This is a genomic window from Janthinobacterium sp. SUN118, from assembly GCF_030397695.1.
Classification (GTDB): domain Bacteria; phylum Pseudomonadota; class Gammaproteobacteria; order Burkholderiales; family Burkholderiaceae_D; genus Janthinobacterium.
This window is the reverse complement of the sequence record NZ_JAPUBV010000002.1, coordinates 645,364-665,942: the sequence shown is the minus strand read 5'-3', so window position 1 is coordinate 665,942 and position 20,579 is coordinate 645,364. Positions and strand designations below refer to the sequence as shown.

The 20,579-nt window shown below is 60.9% G+C and carries 18 protein-coding genes; 10 read left to right on the top strand and 8 right to left on the bottom strand.

Annotation, left to right across the window (positions count from 1 at the left end):
- Nucleotides 1–143: 143 nt before the first annotated feature.
- From O0880_RS18675 to msuE, 3 genes are all read right to left on the bottom strand, one after another.
- Nucleotides 144–1,172 carry a methionine synthase gene (locus tag O0880_RS18675; RefSeq protein ID WP_289888007.1) on the bottom strand — a complete coding sequence of 343 codons (1,029 nt, stop codon included), beginning with the start codon at nt 1,170–1,172 and terminating at the stop codon, nt 144–146.
- Nucleotides 1,173–1,198: 26 nt separating this feature from the next.
- Nucleotides 1,199–2,176 carry a DUF1852 domain-containing protein gene (locus O0880_RS18670; protein ID WP_289888006.1) on the bottom strand — a complete coding sequence of 326 codons (978 nt, stop codon included), beginning with the start codon at nt 2,174–2,176 and terminating at the stop codon, nt 1,199–1,201.
- A gap of 70 nt (nt 2,177–2,246) precedes the next feature.
- Nucleotides 2,247–2,828: an FMN reductase gene (gene msuE, locus O0880_RS18665; protein ID WP_289888005.1), complete on the bottom strand. Its 582-nt coding sequence runs from the start codon at nt 2,826–2,828 to the stop codon at nt 2,247–2,249.
- Between the two features lie 128 nt (nt 2,829–2,956).
- On the opposite strand from msuE, the gene O0880_RS18660 reads away from it, so the two are divergent.
- On the top strand, nt 2,957–3,862 hold the full coding sequence (locus tag O0880_RS18660; RefSeq protein WP_071325938.1) for a LysR family transcriptional regulator: 906 nt from the start codon (nt 2,957–2,959) through the stop codon (nt 3,860–3,862).
- Nucleotides 3,863–3,872: 10 nt separating this feature from the next.
- On the top strand, nt 3,873–4,742 hold the full coding sequence (locus tag O0880_RS18655; RefSeq protein ID WP_289888003.1) for a methylenetetrahydrofolate reductase: 870 nt from the start codon (nt 3,873–3,875) through the stop codon (nt 4,740–4,742).
- Nucleotides 4,743–4,941: 199 nt separating this feature from the next.
- Here the strand turns inward: O0880_RS18655 and glmS are convergent, their stop codons facing one another.
- On the bottom strand, nt 4,942–6,771 hold the full coding sequence (glmS, locus tag O0880_RS18650) for a glutamine--fructose-6-phosphate transaminase (isomerizing) (RefSeq protein WP_289888001.1): 1,830 nt from the start codon (nt 6,769–6,771) through the stop codon (nt 4,942–4,944).
- A gap of 161 nt (nt 6,772–6,932) precedes the next feature.
- On the opposite strand from glmS, the gene O0880_RS18645 reads away from it, so the two are divergent.
- Nucleotides 6,933–7,406 (top strand): Lrp/AsnC family transcriptional regulator, encoded by a 474-nt coding sequence (locus tag O0880_RS18645; RefSeq protein ID WP_071325935.1) that lies wholly within the window; start codon nt 6,933–6,935, stop codon nt 7,404–7,406.
- 664 nt (nt 7,407–8,070) lie between these two features.
- On the opposite strand, the gene glmU is transcribed toward O0880_RS18645, so the two are convergent.
- A complete protein-coding gene (gene glmU / locus O0880_RS18640; RefSeq protein ID WP_289887999.1) occupies nt 8,071–9,447 on the bottom strand; it encodes a bifunctional UDP-N-acetylglucosamine diphosphorylase/glucosamine-1-phosphate N-acetyltransferase GlmU in 1,377 nt (458 codons plus the stop codon).
- A gap of 27 nt (nt 9,448–9,474) precedes the next feature.
- Between glmU and O0880_RS18635 the strand changes: the two genes are divergently transcribed.
- The 5 genes from O0880_RS18635 (at nt 9,475) to O0880_RS18615 (ending at nt 12,850) form a co-directional block, all read left to right on the top strand.
- Nucleotides 9,475–10,380 carry a DUF6279 family lipoprotein gene (locus O0880_RS18635; RefSeq protein ID WP_289887998.1) on the top strand — a complete coding sequence of 302 codons (906 nt, stop codon included), beginning with the start codon at nt 9,475–9,477 and terminating at the stop codon, nt 10,378–10,380.
- A gap of 220 nt (nt 10,381–10,600) precedes the next feature.
- On the top strand, nt 10,601–11,260 hold the full coding sequence (rsmD, locus tag O0880_RS18630) for a 16S rRNA (guanine(966)-N(2))-methyltransferase RsmD (protein WP_198043842.1): 660 nt from the start codon (nt 10,601–10,603) through the stop codon (nt 11,258–11,260).
- Between the two features lie 100 nt (nt 11,261–11,360).
- Nucleotides 11,361–11,858, top strand: coding sequence for a pantetheine-phosphate adenylyltransferase (gene coaD, locus O0880_RS18625; protein ID WP_071325932.1), 498 nt, complete (start codon nt 11,361–11,363; stop codon nt 11,856–11,858).
- A gap of 19 nt (nt 11,859–11,877) precedes the next feature.
- Nucleotides 11,878–12,144 (top strand): YfhL family 4Fe-4S dicluster ferredoxin, encoded by a 267-nt coding sequence (locus tag O0880_RS18620; RefSeq protein ID WP_071325931.1) that lies wholly within the window; start codon nt 11,878–11,880, stop codon nt 12,142–12,144.
- A 109-nt stretch (nt 12,145–12,253) separates the two neighbouring features.
- Nucleotides 12,254–12,850 (top strand): chalcone isomerase family protein, encoded by a 597-nt coding sequence (locus tag O0880_RS18615; RefSeq protein ID WP_289887992.1) that lies wholly within the window; start codon nt 12,254–12,256, stop codon nt 12,848–12,850.
- Between the two features lie 63 nt (nt 12,851–12,913).
- Here O0880_RS18615 and O0880_RS18610 read toward each other — a convergent pair whose 3' ends face one another.
- Nucleotides 12,914–13,219 (bottom strand): hypothetical protein, encoded by a 306-nt coding sequence (locus O0880_RS18610; protein ID WP_071325929.1) that lies wholly within the window; start codon nt 13,217–13,219, stop codon nt 12,914–12,916.
- 198 nt (nt 13,220–13,417) lie between these two features.
- Here O0880_RS18610 and O0880_RS18605 point away from each other — a divergent pair, with 198 nt between their 5' ends.
- Nucleotides 13,418–14,398: a LysR family transcriptional regulator gene (locus tag O0880_RS18605; protein WP_071325928.1), complete on the top strand. Its 981-nt coding sequence runs from the start codon at nt 13,418–13,420 to the stop codon at nt 14,396–14,398.
- A 53-nt stretch (nt 14,399–14,451) separates the two neighbouring features.
- Here O0880_RS18605 and O0880_RS18600 read toward each other — a convergent pair whose 3' ends face one another.
- Nucleotides 14,452–16,017, bottom strand: a complete 1,566-nt coding sequence (locus tag O0880_RS18600) for a methyl-accepting chemotaxis protein (protein ID WP_289887990.1) — start codon at nt 16,015–16,017, stop codon at nt 14,452–14,454.
- A gap of 204 nt (nt 16,018–16,221) precedes the next feature.
- Complete coding sequence (locus O0880_RS18595; RefSeq protein ID WP_010393827.1) at nt 16,222–16,677, bottom strand: Lrp/AsnC ligand binding domain-containing protein; 456 nt, start codon at nt 16,675–16,677, stop codon at nt 16,222–16,224.
- 207 nt (nt 16,678–16,884) lie between these two features.
- Between O0880_RS18595 and putA the strand changes: the two genes are divergently transcribed.
- Nucleotides 16,885–20,538: a trifunctional transcriptional regulator/proline dehydrogenase/L-glutamate gamma-semialdehyde dehydrogenase gene (gene putA, locus O0880_RS18590; protein ID WP_289887986.1), complete on the top strand. Its 3,654-nt coding sequence runs from the start codon at nt 16,885–16,887 to the stop codon at nt 20,536–20,538.
- The last annotated feature ends 41 nt before the right edge of the window (nt 20,539–20,579 follow it).

Genomic DNA, 20,579 nt, shown 5'->3' with positions numbered 1-20,579 from the left:
GGGCGGCCCGTCAGCCGCAGTGCTCAGCGTACAGCAGCCAAGGCGGCATGCGTGCAGAAACAGAAACGCCGACCCGCAAAGGTCGGCGTTCGATGCGACAAATCGACGATATCTGTCTATCCATCCGGTATTTCACCCGCCTGCTAGGCCGAAAGTTCTCGGCGGATGATTTCTGCGCCGGCACTGAGCGCGTGCAGTTTGCCTCTTGCCACTCGACGCGCCAGGGGCGCCATGCCGCAGTTGGTGCTCGGGTAGAGCTTGTCGGCATCGACAAACCGCAGCGCCTTGCGCAGGGTATTGGCGACTTCCTCCGGCGTTTCAATGGTATTGGAGGCCACGTCAATGGCCCCGACCATCACCTTCTTGCCGCGGATGAGTTCAATCAGGTCGATTGGAACACGCGAGTTGTGGCATTCCAGCGAGATGATATCGATATTGGATTGCTGCAGCTTGGGGAACGATTCCTCATATTGGCGCCATTCGGAGCCCAGCGTATTTTTCCAGTCCGTATTGGCCTTGATGCCGTAACCATAGCAAATATGCACGGCCGTTTCGCATTTGAGCCCTTCAATCGCCCTTTCCAAGGTGGCAATGCCCCAATCATTGACCTCGTCAAAGAAAACATTGAATGCGGGTTCGTCAAACTGGATGATGTCGACGCCGGCAGCCTCCAGTTCCCTGGCTTCCTGATTCAGGATCTTGGCGAATTCCCAGGCCAGTTTTTCGCGGCTCTTGTAGTGGCTGTCATACAGCGTATCGATCATCGTCATCGGACCTGGCAGGGCCCATTTGATCGGTTGCGTGGTTTGCTGGCGTAAAAACCTGGCGTCTTCCACAAAAACCGGCTTCGGGCGGCTCACCGCGCCAACGACGGTCGGCACACTCGCATCATAGCGGTCGCGAATTCTGACCGTCTCGCGTTTGTCAAAATCGACGCCGTCGAGATGCTCGATGAACGTGGTGACAAAATGCTGGCGGGTCTGCTCGCCATCACTGACGATATCGATGCCTGCGTGCTGCTGTTCCTGCAGCGACAAACGCAAGGCATCCTGTTTGCCTTCAATCAATTCCTCGTCCTGTAATTTCCAGGGCGACCACAGTTTTTCAGGCTGGGCAAGCCAGGAAGGTTTCGGCAAGCTGCCGGCAGTCGAAGTAGGCAATAATTTTTTCATGATAAATAATGTCGTGTGTTGGTGAATCAGACAGCGTAATTCGCGGCCCATTGCTCAAGAATATGCTTGTATGGCTTGATGAAGTGCTCTTCTGTATATTTGCCCTGCTTGACAGCCAGCTGGCTGCGCTCTTCGCGGTCATAGACAATTTGCGTCAATGAATAATCCTGGTTCTTCAGGCTAGGCTGATAGCATTTCCCCGCCACGGAATTGGCGTTGTAAATCTCGGGCCGGTAAATCTTTTGAAAGGTTTCCATCGTGCTGATGGTGCCGATCAGCTCAAGATTGGTGTAGTCACCGAGCAAGTCGCCGACAAAGTAGAAAGCCAACGGTGCGAAACTGTTTGGCGGCATGAAATAGCGGACTTGCAGCCCCATTTTTTCGAAATATTGATCGGTCGGGGAAAACTCATTTTGTCGATACTCGACGCCCAGTACCGGGTGCTGGTTTTCAGTCCGATGATAGGTCTTGCTGCTCGAGGCGCTGATGCAGATGACGGGCGGCTTGTTGAAACGCTCCTTGTAAGCGGGTGACTTTACAAAGTGCTTGAACAGCTTTCCATGAAAATCGCCGAAATTGTCGGGCGCGTCAAAGGTGGACTTGTTATTGTTATGCGCTGGCAGCAGCACGCTGAAGTCGTAATCGCGCACGTACGAGGAGAAGTTATTGCCCGCGATGCCATCGACGCGTTCATTGGTTTTTGTGTCGATGATATTCGGCTTCAATATCTCGATCAGCGGGATATTGCCGCCTGCGGCCTCGATATTGAGCTCGACGGAAATGATTTCAAGCTCGACAGCGTAGCGGTCGCCTGTCGGATTGTCCCAATGCGCCAGGCTGTTGAAGCGATTGTCTATCATCCTCAGGGTATTGCGCAGGTTCTCCTGGCGACTCTTTCCCCTGGCCAGATTGGCAAAGTTGGTCGTCAGGCGCGTGCTGTCCGATGGGTGATAGTTTTCATCGAAAACAATGCTCTTGATGCTGAATGAAAAATCTTTGCTCATGGTGATCTGCTGTCCTGATGTCTGCGAAATGATGAATATGTTGATTGCTTGGTGTGCGTGGTGAGGCGTATCAGGCCGCGACCGCTTCCTTGGCGGCGGCAGCTCTTGCATGGCGCGTCAACTCGATCAATGGCAATGCCCGCTGGACCGCCAGCGTGGCCCGCTGGATCAGGGCCTCGTCCTGCAGGCGATAGTCGAGGAAATCCTTGTCGGTCGCGTACACGCCCAGCGGCAAGGTGCGTGCCTGGAAGAAGCTGAACAGCGGCCGCAACTGGTGATCGATCATCAGCGCATGGCGCTCGCTGCCGCCGGTGGCCGCCAGCAAGACCGGCTTGTCGATCAAGGCATCCTGATCAATGAAGTCGAAGAAGTGCTTGAACAGTCCCGTGTACGCGCCGCGGTAGACCGGTGTTGCCACCACCAGGATGTCCGCTTGCTCGACCGCCGCAAGTTCCCGCTCCACCGTATCGGGCAGCTGGGAGCGCCACACCGCGCCGGCCAGCTGCGGCGCGAGCTGACCCAGTTCGACCAGGCGTTGTTCGCACAGGACTTCGTCGGCGATCAGGTCCATCAGGTGCTCTGCCAGGGCTGCAGCCTTGGAAGGGCGTTGCAGCCCGCCGGAAACCGCGACTAAACGCAGGGGACGTGTCATGTTTGCTTTCATATGGAGTGATGCGCGAGGGCCGAAAAATGCCGGCAGCAAGGGGATCGATGATAGCGGTGGGCATCCATGAAGTATAATGGTCTTATTTCATACATCCATGAACATGGCTCATCTCAATGCTTGAACGCATCCACCTCAGCATCGTCCAGCAGGTCGAGAAACAAGGGTCCTTGACGGCCGCCGCGGGTGTGCTGAACCTGACCCAGTCGGCCCTGAGCCACAGCATGAAGAAGCTGGAACAGCAGCTGGGCACCGACGTCTGGCTGCGCGAAGGGCGCAGCCTGCGCCTGACGCAGGCCGGCCAGTACCTGCTGGCGGTGGCGAACCGGGTGCTGCCGCAACTGGACCTGGCCGAAGAGCGCCTGGGCCAGTTCGCGCAGGGCGAGCGCGGCGCGCTGCGCATCGGCATGGAATGCCACCCTTGCTACCAGTGGCTGCTCAAGGTGGTGTCGCCCTACCTGGCCGCATGGCCCGACGTGGATGTGGACGTCAAGCAGAAGTTCCAGTTCGGCGGGATCGGCGCGCTCTTCGGCTACGAGATCGACCTGCTGGTCACGCCCGACCCGCTGTACAAGCCGGGGCTGACATTCGAGCCCGTGTTCGACTACGAGCAGGTGCTCGTCGTGGCCAAGGGCCATGCCCTGGCGACCGCGGCCTATGTGCAGCCCCAGCAACTGACCCAGGAAGTGCTCATCAGCTACCCCGTGGACATCGAGCGCCTGGACATCTATAACCAGTTCCTGTTGCCGGCCGGTGTCACGCCCAAGCGCCACAAAGCCATCGAAACCACCGACATCATGCTGCAGATGGTGGCCAGCGGCCGCGGCGTGGCCGCCCTGCCGCGCTGGCTGGTCGAGGAATACGCAGTCAAGATGGACGTGGTGCCTGTGCGGCTGGGCGCGCGCGGCGTCGCCAAGCAGATCTTCCTGGGGGCACGCGAGACGGACACCGCCATCGACTACGTGCGGGCCTTCATCGCGCTGGCGCGCCAGCCGGCCAACGCCATTGCGCAGGGAAGCTAAGGTAAAACCCGTGATTGATCCCGATATGCCCAGGCCGGCCAGCAACATCGCGCACGCCTATTCCCTGGAAGTCAGTGCGAAGGACATGCCGGCGTTGAGCGCGGCGGCGTCCCGGATAGTGCCCGCGTCGACCATTGCCATTCCCTACCTGCCACGCGAGGATGACGCCGCGCGACTGGCCGCGGCCCGCATCGTGCGCACCCTCGGCTTCGAGCCCATGCCGCACTTTTCCGCACGTCGTATCGCCTCGCTCGCCGCGTTTGATTCCTTCGTCCAGCGCGCGGTCGCGGAAGCGGGCGTCGAGCGCTGCTTCGTGATCGCTGGAGACCCGTCGAACCCGATGGGACCGTTTTCCGACAGTGCCGCGCTGATCGACACCGGCGTTTTCGAGCGCGCGGGCATCAAGGTGATCGGCGTGGGTGGACACCCGGAAGGTCATCCGGTCATGAACACGGCCGCTCAGTGGGAGGTGCTCGAACGAAAGTGCCACAGCATCGAGAGGCGCGGCATGAGGCCCTTGATCGTCACGCAGTTTGCCTTTGATGCCGACACCGTGCTGACGTGGCTGCGAGCGCTGCGCGCGCGTGGCATTGCGCATCCCGTGCGCGTCGGCGTGCCGGGGCCCGCCAGCATCGCGGTGCTGGCGCGCTATGCCGCCTTGTGCGGCGTGAGCGCCTGCGCCTCGATGTGGTCGAAGTATGGCGTTTCCATCGGCAAGCTGTTCGGCACGGCGGGGCCGGATCTTTTTGTCGAGCGCCTGGCCGCCGGCCTGACAACAGCGCATGGACAGGTCAGCCTGCATTTCTTTCCATTTGGAGGCATCGCCCAATCCGTGAAGTGGATAGAGCAGTACCGTTCCCGCATCGCCCCCGCCCCTTGAACATCACAGCGCATGCGCAGGCCACTGGTCGATGCCTGACGCATGAATACGACGCCACGTGACGGCAGGACGGCACGCCTATCCTAGCATTCGCCTCCGGAAACGGAAAAACCAGGATGGCGCGCCGGTGGACCTGCCGGTGCGACGCGCGCCTCGCCGGCGACATGGCGCCGCCAGCGACAGGCGCAATCCGGCCCGTTTACTCCACCGTGACCGACTTCGCCAGATTGCGTGGCTTGTCCACGTCCGTGCCGCGCGCCAGCGCCGTGTGATATGCCAGCAATTGCAGCGCCACCACGTGCAGGATCGGCGACAGATCGCCGTAGTGCTCGGGCAGGCGGATGACGTGCAAGCCTTCGCCGGAGCTGATGTGCGAGTCGACGTCGGCAAAGACGTACAGCTGGCCGCCGCGGGCGCGGACTTCCTGCATGTTCGACTTCAGCTTTTCGATCAGCGCATCGTTCGGCGCGATGGTGACGACCGGCATTTCATTCGTCACCAGGGCCAGCGGGCCGTGTTTCAGTTCGCCGGCCGGATACGCTTCGGCGTGGATGTACGAGATTTCCTTGAGCTTTAACGCGCCTTCCAGGGCGATCGGGTAGTGCATGCCGCGACCCAGGAAGAGGGCGTTTTCCTTGCGCGCGAATTCCTCGGACCAGGCGATGATCTGCGGCTCCAGCGCCAGCACGGACCCGATGGCGACGGGCAGGTGGCGCATGGCTTTCAGGTGCGCCGCTTCCTGTTCGTCGCTGAGGCGACCGTTGACTTGCGCCAGGCACAGGGTCAGCAGGAACAGGCCGGCCAGCTGCGTCGTGAACGCCTTGGTCGAGGCCACGCCCACTTCCACGCCGGCGCGCGTGATGTAGGCCAGCGCGCATTCGCGCACCATGGCGCTGGTGGCCACGTTGCAGATGGTCAGGGTGTGGTGCATGCCCAGGCTGCGCGCATGTTTCAGGGCGGCCAGGGTGTCGGCCGTCTCGCCGCTTTGCGAAATCGTCACCACCAGGGTGTTCGGATTCGGCACGCTGTCGCGGTAGCGGTACTCGCTGGCCACTTCCACGCTGACGGGCACCTTGGCGATGGCTTCGATCCAGTACTTGGCCGTCATGCCCGCATACGAGCTGGTGCCGCAGGCAAGGATCAGCACGCGGTCGATCTGCTTGAAGATTTTGTACGCGTCGTCGCCGAACAGTTCCGGCATGATGCCCGTCACGCCTTCGAGCGTGTCGCCGATGGCGCGCGGCTGCTCGAAGATTTCCTTCTGCATGTAGTGGCGGTATGGGCCCAGCTCGGCTGCGCCCGTGTGTGCGTGCACGGTTTTCACTTCGCGCTCGACAGGCTTGCCATCGACGTCAACGATCCAGCAGCGCGACAGTTGCAGGTCGACCACGTCGCCTTCTTCCAGGTAGATGATCTGGTCGGTCGTGCCGGCCAGCGCCATGGCGTCGGAAGCGACAAAGTTTTCACCGTTGCCCAGGCCGACGATCAGGGGCGAGCCCTGGCGCGCGGCGACCACGCGGTGCGGTTCGTCGCGGCAGAAGACGGCGATCGCATACGCGCCATCGAGGCGTTTCACGGCTTGCTGCACGGTCTCGAACAGGTCGCCGTTATACATGTGCTCGACCAGGTGGGCGATCACTTCCGTATCCGTCTGGCTCTGGAACACATAACCCAGGGCCGTCAGTTCGGCGCGCAGTTCGTCGTGGTTTTCAATGATGCCGTTATGCACCAGCGCCACGCGGGCGTTCTCTTCCGTCGGCGAGAAATGCGGGTGCGCATTGAACGAGACAGGGGCGCCATGCGTGGCCCAGCGCGTGTGGGCGATGCCCGTGAAACCGCCCAAGCCTTCTTCGCCGATCTGCTTTTCCAGTTCGGCCACGCGCGAGGTGGAACGCGAACGCTGCAGGCGGCCGTCCGCGTGCAGGGCGATGCCGCAGGAATCGTAGCCGCGGTATTCCAGGCGCTTCAAGCCTTCGAGCAGGATGGGAGTGATATTACGTTGCGCTACCGCGCCGACGATGCCGCACATGGAAACCTCTGTCTAAAATTTAATCAATGCACGCATGCTAATGCAGAGCAGATGAAATAAGCTTTCTAAATCATGGTATTTTTGATTGAATATTTCACGCCTATTTCACGATGAAATATTATTTCATTTAAAATCAATTTCTTTTCCATTTCATCAAAGCCATGAGCGATAGCAATATTACCCTCGACGATATTGATCGTCGCATCCTGAACGCCCTGCAAGTTGACGCATCGCAAACCAACAGTGAGCTGGCACGCCTGGTGCATGTGTCGGCGCCCACTTGCTTGCGCAGGGTCAAGCAGCTGACGGACAGCGGCGTGATCGAGCGCCAGGTCGCCATCGTCGCGCCGGAACTGGTGGGCGCGCGCCTGACGGCCGTCGTGGAAATCACGCTCGACGTGCAGGCCTTCGAACGCATGGGCGAATTTGAACAGCTGGTGGCGCAGGAGAGCGCCGTGCTGCAATGCTACCGCGTCTCGCCCGGGCCCGATTTCGTGCTGATCGTGCAAGTGGCCGACATGCCCGCCTACCATGCGCTGGCGCACCGCCTGTTTGCCGCGCACGCCAATGTGCGCAACGTAAAAACCTATTTTTCCACCTTGCGCAGCAAGTTCGAGACGCGCATCGCCGTGTAGGCGAAGATGGCTGGCAAGTTATCCCGACTTGCTCTCCCGCTTATGCACATGCTTATCCACATGCCGCCGGCGCCTTCCTGCCAGGCGTGACGATGGCAAGCCACGAACGGATGGCTTCAAGAATGCGTGGATAACACTGGCTGCAGCAGTTATCCCGACTTATCCGCAGCTTGCCCACCAGTTAGCCACATGCTTGTGCACAGTTTTACCCACAGGAACAACTTGAGTATTTAGACAAAATAGTCATCAAAAACAAGGGCTTGAAAGTTATTCCATGCTTATTCAATCCTTGCGCACAGGTTTATCCACATTCCGTCACGACATTTTAAGCGGCCTATTTTTACGCTGGCCCGTCACAGCCATCATGCGCCTGAGGCTTAACCGGCGGAAAACTTATCCCGTCTTTTCCACGCTTTTTACAGTGCTTATACAAGGCTTATACCGGGCTTATCCATCACTTGTCCGCCTGCTTGTTCACATGTTTATCCACACTGAAAAGAACAGCATGGGGACACGGCAGCGCTGAATAGCCCAGTTATCCCATCTTGTGCGCCAACTTTCCACAGGCTTACCCACAGGCATGAAACGTGCTCGATGAACATAAAAAAAACGCCGCCAACCCGGTCAGGTTGGCGGCGTCATGCGCACTGGAGGGTATACCCGCTTACTTGGGAATTTTCACCGGACGCGTCCAGCCGTCGATCGTCACTTGCCGGGCGCGCGATACGGTCAGCTTGCCGGCCGGCGCATCCTTCGACAGGGTCGTGCCGGCGCCCAGCGTGGCACCCTTGCCGACGGTGACGGGCGCGATCAGCTGGCTGTCGCTGCCAATAAATGCATCGTCTTCGATGACGGTGCGGAACTTGTTGATGCCATCGTAATTGCAGGTGATGGTGCCGGCGCCGATGTTGACCTTGGAACCGATGGTGGCGTCGCCGATGTAAGCGAGGTGATTGGCCTTGCTGTGCGCGGCGATCTGGCTGTTTTTCACTTCCACGAAGTTACCCACATGCACGTCTTCGGCCAGCACGGTGCCGGGACGCAGGCGCGCATACGGGCCGATGATGGAGGCGGCGCCGACAACGGCGTCCTCGATATGGCAGAACGGCTTGATGTGCGCGCCGGCCGCCACCCTGGCGTTGATGATGACATTGTTGGCGCCCACGCGCACGCCGTCGCCCAGTTCCACCTTGCCTTCGAATATGCAGCCGACGTCGATGGTAACGTCGCGGCCGCAAATCAGTTCGCCGCGCACGTCGATGCGGGCCGGGTCGAGCAGGGTCACGCCCCGCTCGAGCAAGGCTTGCGCGATATTGTTCTGGTGTATGCGTTCGAGCTGGGCCAGTTGCACCTTGCTGTTGACGCCAGCCACTTCCCACACGGCGGCCGGGTGGGCCGAGGTGACGGCCACGCCGTCGGCAACGGCCTGGGCGACGATATCGGTCAGATAGTATTCCCCTTGGGCATTATCATTCGACAGGGCCGACAGCCATTTCTTCAGGGCCACGGTGGGCGCGACCATGATGCCGCTGTTGATTTCGCGGATGGCGCGCTCTTCTGGCGTGGCATCCTTTTCCTCGACGATGCGCACGATGGCGCCGTTTTCGCGCACGATGCGGCCCAGGCCGAAGGGATCGTCCTGCGCGACGGTGAGAATGGCCAGCTTGTCGCTGCCGGCTGCCTGCACCAGCTGCTGCAGGGAATCGGCACTGGTCAATGGCACGTCACCGTACAGGATCAGGGTGGGGACCTTGTCGTCCAGCAAGGACACGGCTTGCTGCACGGCATGGCCCGTACCCAGCTGCTGCGTTTGCTCGGCGGCGTCGACCACCAGGTCATGCTGCGTCTTGTAGCCGTCCAGCAACTTCAGCACCGCTGCGCCCCCATGCCCGTAAATCACGCATAATCGGGACGGCGCCAGGCTGCGGGCCGTATCGATCACATGCGACAGCAGCGGCTTGCCAGCCAGCGGGTGCAAGACTTTGGGCAGTGCCGACTGCATGCGTTTGCCCATACCGGCAGCGAGAATGACAACGTTCATAGACCGTAAGTTTTTTAAGTTAAGAATATGAAAAAGTTTAACACGCAGGCCCCGTATTCCACGCGCTTCAGCCGCTTTACTTATGCCGTGCTGGCCATCGTACTGGTCGTCATGGCCGGCTGCAGCGGCTTGCGCCTCGCTTACAACAACGGCGATACCGTGCTGTACTGGTGGCTGAACGCCTATGTCGACCTGGACCGCGACCAGAAGGGCTGGGTGCGCGACGATATCGACAAACTGTTCGACTGGCACCGCAAGACGCAATTGAAGGATTACGTGGACATCCTGCGCACGGGCCAGAAGCAGCTGCAAGGCAATGTCACGCAGGCGGACCTGATGGCCGACTACAGCGAGATCAAGCACCGCACCCAGGCGCTGCTGCAAAAGGCCGCGCCCGACTTGGCCGAACTGGCCCGTTCGCTGAAGCCCGAGCAAATTGCGCAGATGGAAAAGAAGTTCAAGGCGAACAATGATGACTATCGCAAGAAATACCTGAGCGGCGACAAGGACAAGCGCCAGAAACTGCGCTACAAGAAATCCATGGAGCAATTCGAGCTGTGGTTCGGCAGCTTCAGCAGCGAGCAGGAAGCCATCATTCGCAAGGCGTCCGACGCGCGTCCGCTGGACAGCGAGATCTGGCTCGACGAACGCATGCGGCGCCAGCAGAATGTCTTGAACCTGGTCAAGAAAGTGCATCAGGAAAAGCTTGGCAAGGAAGCCACCGTGACCCTGATCAACACCCTGATCAAGGACAGTTTCGAGCGCCTCGAGCATTCCGAGCGCAAGGCCTTCTTCGATGCCTACCAGGACGGCACGGCGCAGTTGGTCTTGACGGTGATCAAGATCGCCACGCCCGCGCAAAAAGCCCATGCCATCAAGCGCATGCAGGGCTGGATCGACGATTTCACCGCCTTGGCCAGCCAGCCCAAATAGGGCCGTGCGCGCACCAGCGCCAGCAGGGGGCCCTGGCGCGGGGCGAGGGGGCCATATGCTATAGTGGCCGCCATCGAATCGAAGAAATCAAACGCCTAACAAAACCGTAGCGGGCGGCAGTGAGTGGTGGCTAAAAAGCGCAGCTGTGCGAATGCACAGTGCGCATCGCAGGCCGCACATCGCGACGCGCAGTAGGTTTTGTTAGGCGTTTTAAATGCCCATGCAAAAGAAAATCAAAAAACCCGCCAAAGTGCCCGTCCACCACGCGCCGCCACCGAACCAGGTGCGCATCATCGGCGGCCAATGGAAACGCTCCGTGCTGCCTGTCTTGCAGGCACTGGGCTTGCGCCCCACGCCGGACCGCGTGCGCGAAACCGTGTTTAACTGGATCAATCACTTGCGCGACGGCGACTGGTCCAACGCCCAGGTGCTGGACCTGTTCGCCGGCAGCGGCGCGCTCGGCTTCGAAGCGGCCAGCCGCGGTGCCGCCGCCGTCACCATGGTCGACACGCATACGCCCGTGATACGCCAGCTGGAAGAAAACAAGGCCAAATTACGCGCCGACAACGTGCAACTGCTGCGCGGCGATGCCCTGCTGACGGCGCAAGGCCTGGCGTCGCGCGGCCAGCGCTACGACCTGATCTTCCTCGACCCGCCGTACCAGCAGGATTTCCTCGCCAAGGTGCTGCCCCTGTGCGCCAACCTGCTCAAGGAAGGCGGCATGGTCTACGCGGAATCGGGCTTGCCGCTGGTCTTCGACGAGCAAAGCGAACTGGAGAAGCCGGAATGGATGGCGCCGTGGGAAGTCATCCGCGCCGATAAAGCGGGCACCGTCTTCTATCATTTGCTAACTTACAACAAAGTGCCGGCAACGGCCTGAATCTGCCTATAAATTGAGCAGAAGCTGCCCCCAGCCCAAGGCGATGCCCCAATTTCAGGCATAATGCGCGTCTATATTGGTGCATCGTTAGGGAGCCGCAATGGTTGTAGCCGTTTATCCAGGAACATTCGATCCGCTCACGCGTGGTCATGAAGATTTGGTGCGCCGCGCATCGGGTCTGTTTGACAAGCTGATCGTCGGTGTGGCCGACAGCAAGAACAAGCAACCGTTTTTCTCGCTCGACGAACGCCTGGAAATCGCCAACGAAGTGCTCGGCCACTATCCGAATGTGCAGGTGGAAAGCTTTTCCGGCTTGCTCAAGGATTTCGTGCGCAAGCACGAGGCGAGGGTCATCGTGCGCGGCTTGCGCGCCGTCTCCGACTTCGAATACGAATTCCAGATGGCGGGCATGAACCGCTACCTGCTGCCCGATGTCGAAACCATGTTCCTGACGCCGTCCGACCAGTACCAGTTCATTTCGGGCACCATCGTGCGCGAAATCGCGGCACTGGGCGGCGACGTCTCCAAGTTTGTCTTCCCCTCGGTGAACCGCTGGCTGCAAAACAAGATTGCCGCCAATGCTGCCTTACCCGAATAAGCTAGAGTTGAATTAAGCCATGGCACTACTGATCACTGACGAATGCATCAATTGCGACATTTGCGAGCCCGAGTGCCCGAATGACGCGATCTACATGGGTGCGGAAATCTACGAAATCGATCCCAACAAGTGTACCGAATGCGTGGGCCACTTTGACGAGCCGCAATGCCAGCAAGTGTGTCCCGTCAGCTGCATCCCCTTCAATCCCGCCTGGCGCGAAAGCCCGGAACAGCTGATGGCCAAGTACGAGCGCCTGCAGGCGGAACTGCCCGCCCCCAAGGCATAACACCATCCTCCCGCGCCACTTCTGCGTGGCGCCAGCTTCTGCCAACTGTTCTACACTGTGTGCTTGTGCGGACTTATCCACAGCACTGGTTTCTCCACGGAGGCAGAAGATGCATATCAGCACATCCCGTCTGGCCCGCTCCCTGGCCGCCGCCTTCCTGTGCGGCGCCCTGACGCAGCCGGTCCTGGCCGTCGAGGTGGGCGGCATCAAGCTCGACGAGACGGTGCAGCTGGCCAGCCGCGAATTGAAACTCAACGGCGCCGGCGTGCGCTACAAGGTCATCTTCAAGATCTACACGATCGCGCTGTACTTGCCGGAAAAGAAGAACCAGCTGGCCGACATCCTGGCGCTGCCCGGCCCGCGCCGTCTCGAGATCGTCATGCTGCGCGACGTCACCTCCGACGAGCTGGGGCAAGCCTTCATGCAGGGCTTGAAGCGCAGCTCGGACCAGGCCGACCGCACGCGCCTGCTGGGCCAGACGATGCAGTTCGGCGCCATGTTCGAGATGGTACCGGGCTTGAAGAAGGGCGATATCCTGACCGTGGACTGGCTGCCGGAAGAGGGTACCTTATGCCGGCTGAACGGCAAGCAGGTGGGCGACAAGGTGCCGGAACTGGCGTTCTACAATGCCCTGCTGAAAATCTGGATCGGCGCCCATCCGGCCGACACTGTCCTGCGCGCGCATTTGCTGGGCGAGGTGGCCTGACGCACAACGCAGACGTAAAAAAAGCCGGTGCAGGCACCGGCTGGTCATCTGGCAACAGCGCCCTTATGCGCGGGTCGACAGGGCGCGCAATTCGGCGGCGTTGCTTGGCGACACGCCATCCATCTTGCCCAGGGTGCGCTTGAGCGCTTGCGCTTCGCGCATCTGCTGGCGCGCCAGGCGCTCTTCGCGGCTCAGCTTGGGACGCACCACCAGCACCATGGCACGCGCGATACCCACCAGCAAAGGCTTGAATAGCAGGGCGACGGCGCCCGCGGCCACGATCAGCAGCGCGATTTGCAGGGCGTTCAGCAGCGAAATCTCCAGCACGGGTGCGGATACTGCGTACAGGGCGGAGGCGAAGGTAGACATACTGTTCCAGTGCATTATAGAATTTGCCAGTACTATAGTGCAGTGCAACATATAAATCTAATTCCATTTCCTGATACCAATTATATGAATCGTGAATGGAAAACTGTAATATTTTTTTACGAGTGAAAATATTCGTGCCCGGCGCGGTTTACACTCTTAGTTAAATTATTTGAATTCAACTTTTACCTTGGGCTTTCCATGAGTTTTCTGACGCTGGATCTGAACTTGCTGCGCGTTTTCGACGCCGTCATGACGGAACAAAACCTGACGCGCGCGGCCGGCCACCTGGCGATGACGCAGCCGGCGGTATCGAACGCCATCAAGCGCCTGCGCGAAAGCCTCGGTGACGAATTGCTGATCCGCACGGCGTATGGCGTGAAACCGACGCCGCGCGCCGAAGCCCTGTGGCCATCCGTGCGCTCGGCCCTGGCCAGCCTGGAAGCGGCCGTCACGCCGGAAACCTTCGACGTGTCGAAGACGCACGCCACCTTCCGCATGGCCATGGCCGACGCCACGGCCGCCTTCTGGCTGCCTTCGCTGATGCGCTCGATCGAACGGGAAGCGCCGGGCGTCAACGTGCGCATGATGCCGCTGACCACGCGCGAACCACGCCCCATGCTGCTGCGCGGCGACATCGACCTGGCCGTGGGCTTCTTTCCCGGCGTGGCGGCGCAATTGTCGAGCGATACCAGTTCGCCCATCCGCCACGAACGTTTATATTCCGGCAAGTATGTGTGCGTGATGCGGCGCGGCCATCCGCTGGCCAAGGTGGAACTCAACCTGGACAACTATTGCGCGGCAAATCACTTGCTGGTGAGCTTTTCCGGCCGTGCCCATGGCCTCGTCGACGAGGCGCTGGCGCAGATCCACCGCGAGCGGCGCATCTTGCTGACGGTGAACCAGTTCTTCACGGCCGGACGCGTAGTGGCCAATTCCGACCTGATCACCGTCTTGCCGCGCCATCTGATCGCCTCGACGGGCATGACGGAATCCCTGCTGTACAAGGATTTGCCGTTCACCTTGCCGGCCGTCCACCTGGACATGCTGTGGCATGAACGCGATGCGCGCAGCCCGGCGCACAAATGGCTGCGCAACCACCTGGAAGAAATGAATACGCCCACCCTGCGTTCGGCCACGGCGGCCGGCGGCGGCGTGGCGCCCAAGCCGCATATCGAGTAAGCCCGTAGCCGCGAGCAGAAAAAACGCCTGATGATCACGCATCAGGCGTTTTGCTATGCGTGATTGCTCGAGCGATACCCAATCCTGAAACCGCCCCAGTGCTTGCCATCGACGTGGATCGGCACGGACAGGTCGTGCATGACTTCGCCCGTGTCGCGCTTGTACGTCTGCAACAGGAACGGCTTCGTGTTGCTGCCGCAGCGCGCGCCCGTGCGGTCGCTGAAGATGCGCTTGGTGCGGTTATTGACGATATCGGTGGCGTAATCGCCCGTCAGCGGCTGGGAAAACTTCTTGTTGTGCGTGGGAAAATAGCCATTGTTGTCGACGGCGCCCGCATACGCGAGGTGCGGCAGGGCGGCCAGCACGCCTTCCTGCAAGTCCGGCAAGACTTTGTCCGTAAATGCGTCGAACTGCGTGTTGTGCTTGGGCGGATTCGTGTTCGGGATGGGGCGGTAATGGCGGTCGAACAGCGCTTCGCGCGTAATGCGGCCCGACGCGATGGCTTGCTCGAACAATTTGCCCACCTCGCGCGCGGCGCGCTGGGCGGCCAGGCGGATCTCGTCGTGCGGCGTGGCCACGCTCGCTTCGCCGAAGGCGCCGGCGATCACTTCGGCCCGCTCGGCCAGGGCCATCGCCGATTGCGTGGCGCGCGGCAATTCGGCATTCGTCGACAACATGCTGTCGCGGATTTGCAGGATGGCATCGGCGATCACTTGCGTCGTATCGACGTGTTCGCGCGAGGCGCGGGCGATTTGCCCGATCTCGTCTTCCGACACGCCCGACGATTCCTCGATGTGACTGAGCGATGCGTGCACGCTTTCCACGTTGCGCGCCGCTTCCGTGACGCCGGCCGCAAGCGAACTCATGCCGCGTGCGGCTTTTTCCGACTGTTCATTGATTTCGCGCACCATCACGCTGATTTCATCGGAGGCTTCCTTCGTGCGCTGCGCCAGTTGCCGCACTTCGCCGGCCACCACGGCAAAGCCGCGGCCGTGTTCGCCGGCGCGCGCCGCCTCGATGGCGGCGTTCAGCGCCAGCAGATTGGTGCGCGCGGAAATATCGGAAATGGCTTCCGTAAAGCCCGTGATGCGCCTGGATTTTTCCTGCAGGCTCAGCATGGTGCTGGACGCCCCTTGCGCTTCCTCGCGCGCGCGATTGATGCGCTGCAAGCCCTGGTTCACTTCGGCCCGCGCCGCCACGCTTTCCTCGCGCACGCCGGCAGCCACCCTGGCAGCCCGTTCCGCGTTGGCGGCGATCTTTTCCGTCATCACGGCGTTCTGCCCGGAACTGTCGGCGATGTCGCTGGCCGTCTGCACGTCCAGTTCCACCTTCTGTTTGACGGAATCGACAAAATACGAGGTTTCCGCCGCGCCGATCATGATGGCGTCGATGGCCTTGCCCACCGTATCGGCGAACTGGTGCAGGCCGGGTTCGCCGCGCGCACGGCTGGCAAACGCCAGCAGCGCGGCGCCGGTGAGGGCCGCCACGCAGGCAATCAGATACGGGGAAGGGCCGCCGTCCGTCGCCAGCAAGAGCAGATGGACGAGGCAACAGGCCACGGCCATGGCCAGAACGGTGAAAACAAGGAAACGCACCAGCTGATGCCGCAACTGCTTCATTTGTCCCCCGCTGCGAGAACCCGTCACGCTCCCTAGGCGGGGACGTGCTGTAACCGTATGCGGGGGGCACGATTGCCCGCCTTGCACCCTGAACCTGACGTCTGCGCGTCGTGTCAGGCGGCTACCGGATAGCAGAATAGTAGTTCTACCCTACAACATTTGTTCCGATAGCTCAATCAGAAAAGTGGACCTGCTACATCAAGGTCACTTAATCGGCAATTTGGTCGTGTTTTTGACTTCTTCCATGACGGCATAAGTGTGGGTTTCCCGCACACCTTTTTGCAACAGCGTCTTGCCCAGGAATTCGCGGTAGGCGGCCATATCCTTGACGCGCGCCTTGACCAGGTAATCGAAACCGCCGGCCACCATATGACATTCCAGTACCTCTGGAATGATTTGTACGCTATGCTTGAAGGCGTCGAACACTTCCGGTGTCGTGCGATCGAGCACGACTTCAATGAAGACCAGCAGCGAGACGTCGAGCAACTGCGGGTTCAACTGGGCCGTATAGCCCATGATGTAACCGGATTCGTGCAACTTGCGCACGCGCTCCAGGCAGGCGGCCGGCGACAGGTTCACGCGCGCGGCCAGCTCCACATTGCTGATGCGACCATCGCTCTGCAATTCCATCAAGATTTTCTTACTGATCTTGTCCAGCATTCGAATCACCCCCGTATAAATATTATTTGGTTAAATTGTCGCATCAAAAACTATCTATTGCTAGTCCTCTGTATTACCAGAATTAATCCATAAGAATCCCCTTTACAATCGAATCATCTTAACGTTCGACTTTCTGTATTTTTTTGCACCAAAAAAGAGCAAGAATTACCGCGAGTTTCGTCCCATTTTTCCTTGTAAAGAGCTCCTATGCACCCTGCTGGCCCTTCGGCTTTTACCCCGATTCCCTTTGCTGCGCTCCAGGCGGAAATCCTGCCCGAAGCGACGCCACAACGCGCCGCCATCACCGCCGCCTATAGGCGCGACGAGGTTTCCGCCGTGCAGTGGCTGCTGCAACAAGTACGCGCCAGCAGCACCGAAACGACGGCCGAAGGCCAGGCCCTGGCGCACCGCCTCGTGTCCGCCGTGCGCCAAAAACGCACACGCGCGTCCGGCGTCGATGCACTGATGCACGAGTTCTCGCTATCGTCGGAAGAGGGTGTTGCATTGATGTGCCTGGCCGAGGCGCTGTTGCGTATACCCGACACTCAAACGGCCGATCGCCTGATCGCCGACAAAATCAGCAAGGGCGACTGGCGCAAGCACCTGGGCGAATCGCCGTCGCTGTTCGTCAACGCGGCCACCTGGGGCTTGCTGATCACGGGCAAACTGGTCAGTACCAGCAGCGAATCGGGCCTCGGTTCGGCCATGACCAAACTCATCGCCAAGGGCGGCGAGCCGCTGATACGCAAGGGCGTCGACCTGGCCATGCGCATGCTGGGCAACCAGTTCGTCACGGGCCAGACCATCGAGGAAGCGCTGAAGAACAGCCGCGACAATGAAACGCGCGGCTACCGCTACTCGTACGACATGCTGGGCGAAGCGGCACTGACGGAAAAGGACGCGGCCAACTACTACGCCTCGTATGAAACGGCGATCCACGCCATCGGCAAGGCATCGAATGGCCGCGGCATCAAGAACGGCCCCGGCATTTCCGTGAAACTGTCGGCCCTGCATGCGCGCTACAGCCGCGCCCAGCGCGCCCGCGTCATGGAAGAATTGCTGCCGCGCGTCAAGGCGCTGCTGCTGCTGGCAAAACAGTACAACATCGGCTTCAACATCGATGCGGAAGAAACGGACCGCCTGGAACTGTCGCTGGACCTGATGGAGGCCCTGGCCTTCGATGCGGATCTGGCCGGCTTCGACGGCATCGGCTACGTGGTGCAGGCGTACCAGAAGCGCTGCCCGTTCGCCATCGATTATCTGATCGACCTGGCCAAGCGCAGCGGCCGCAAGTTCATGGTGCGCCTGGTGAAGGGCGCGTACTGGGACGCGGAAATCAAGCGCGCGCAAGTCGATGGCCAGGAAGGCTATCCCGTCTATACGCGCAAGGTTTACACGGACGTGTCCTACCTGGTCTGCGCGCAAAAACTGCTGGCCGCCAGCAGCCTGATCTACCCGCAATTTGCCACGCACAATGCGCAAACCCTGTCGACCATCTACACCTGGGCCAAGCGCGACGGCATCACCGATTACGAATTCCAGTGCCTGCACGGCATGGGCGAGACCCTGTACGACCAGGTCGTCGGTCCGGCCAACCTGGACAAGCCTTGCCGCATCTACGCCCCCGTCGGCTCGCATGAAACCCTGCTGGCCTACCTGGTGCGCCGCCTGCTGGAAAACGGCGCCAACTCCTCGTTCGTCAACCAGATCGTCGACGAAAGCGTGGCCATCGATAGCCTGATCCGCGATCCGCTGGAAATGGCACGCCTGCAGGGCGGCTTGCCGCACCCGTCGATTCCCTTGCCGCTCGATATGTTTGGCAGCGAGCGCAAGAACTCGGCCGGCCTCGACCTGTCGAATGAAGACACGGTGCGCACCCTGGCCGCCGGCCTGGCGCTGCAGCAGCAATGGCAGGCCGCGCCGCTGATCGATGGCGCCGTCAGCCTGAACGCGCCCACGCACGCCATCCACAATCCGGCCCAGCACGACGATATCGTGGGCAAGGTCATGGAAGCGGCCCCGGCCGACGTGGAGACGGCCCTGGCCAGCGCCAGCGCCTACGCCATGGATTGGCAGACGACGGAACCGTCGTTGCGCGCGCAAGCGTTGCAGCGCGCGGCCGACCTGTTCGAGGAACACCATATCGAGCTGATGGCCCTGGCCGTGCGCGAGGCGGGCAAATCGCTGCCGAACGCCATCGCGGAAATTCGCGAAGCCGTCGACTTCCTGCGCTATTACGCGGCGCAGGTGGAGTACGCGCCCAATACCCTGGCGCTCGGCCCCGTCACCTGTATCAGCCCGTGGAACTTCCCGCTCGCCATCTTTACGGGCCAGCTGGCCGCCGCCCTGGCGGCGGGCAACGTGGTGCTGGCCAAGCCGGCCGAGCAGACGCCATTGATCGCCCACCGTGCCGTGCAGCTGCTGCACGCGGCCGGCGTGCCGCGCGGCGCCCTGCAATTCCTGCCGGGCAGCGGCGAAGTCGTTGGCGCCGGCCTGTGCAATGATGCGCGCGTGAAAGGCGTGATTTTCACGGGCTCGACGGAAGTGGCGCAGTTGATCAACCGCAACCTGGCCGCGCGCGCCGTGAACGAGTCGATCGACATTCCCCTGATCGCCGAGACGGGCGGCCAGAACGCACTGATCGTCGACTCGTCCGCCTTGCCCGAACAAGTGGTGCAGGACGTGATGTCGTCCGCTTTCGACAGCGCCGGCCAGCGCTGCTCGGCCCTGCGCGTGCTGTTCCTGCAGGAAGAAATTGCCGAGAAGACCATCCACATGCTGAAGGGCGCCATGCAGGAATTGCGCGTTGGCAATCCTGACCGCCTGGCCACCGATATCGGTCCCGTCATCGATGCGGAAGCGCAAGGCAACCTGCTGGCGCACATCAACAAGATGAAAACCGTGGCCATCGACCATTTCTCGCTGGGCCTGCCTACGGTGAAAGGCACGTTTGTCGCGCCGACCGTGCTGGAAATCAAGTCGCTGGACCAATTGACGCATGAAGTCTTCGGCCCCGTGCTGCACGTGATCCGCTACAAGCGGGCCGAACTGCCGCAACTGGTGCAATCGATCAATGACAGCGGCTATGGCCTGACCCTGGGCATCCATACGCGCATCGACGAAACCATCGATTTCATCACCAAGCGCGCGCATGTGGGCAATATTTATGTCAACCGCAACATCGTCGGCGCCGTCGTCGGCGTGCAGCCGTTCGGCGGCGAAGGCAAATCGGGCACGGGTCCGAAGGCCGGTGGTCCCCTGTACCTGAAACGCCTGCAGCGCAATGCGCCGGCCGGCGCGCAGCACCAGCGCCAGGCGGCGCCGGCGCTCGACGCGCTGACCGTGTGGGCGAAGATGCATGGCCACGACAAGGTGGAACAGCTGGCGCAGGAATACGCGCGCACGACCTTGCTGGGCAGCACCACCGTCTTGCCGGGCCCGACGGGCGAGCGCAATACCCTGAGCTTTGCCGCGCGCGGCACCATCCTGTGCGCGGCAGCCACGTCAGGCGTGCTGATGAATCAATTGGCGGCCGTCCTGGCCACCGGCAACCAGGCGCTCGTATTGGCGCAATCGCCCGAACTGATCCCCGGTGACTTGCCCGCCGCGCTGAAGGACCGCATCCAGGTCATCACCAATATGGCGTCGGTCAAGCACGATGTGCAGATCGCCATGATCGAGCCCAGCCTCGATAGCTTGCTCAAACCGCTGCTGGCGGCCCGTGACGGGGCCCTGGTGGGCACGATCGCCACTACGGAGGAGGCTGTCATCCCCCTGTGGCGCCTGGTCGCTGAGCGGGCGCTGTGCGTGAATACGACGGCGGCCGGCGGGAATGCCAGCCTGATGATGCTGAGTGTTTAAATTTTAGGCAGAAAGTAAATGAAAAGGGCAGAACCAGTGGT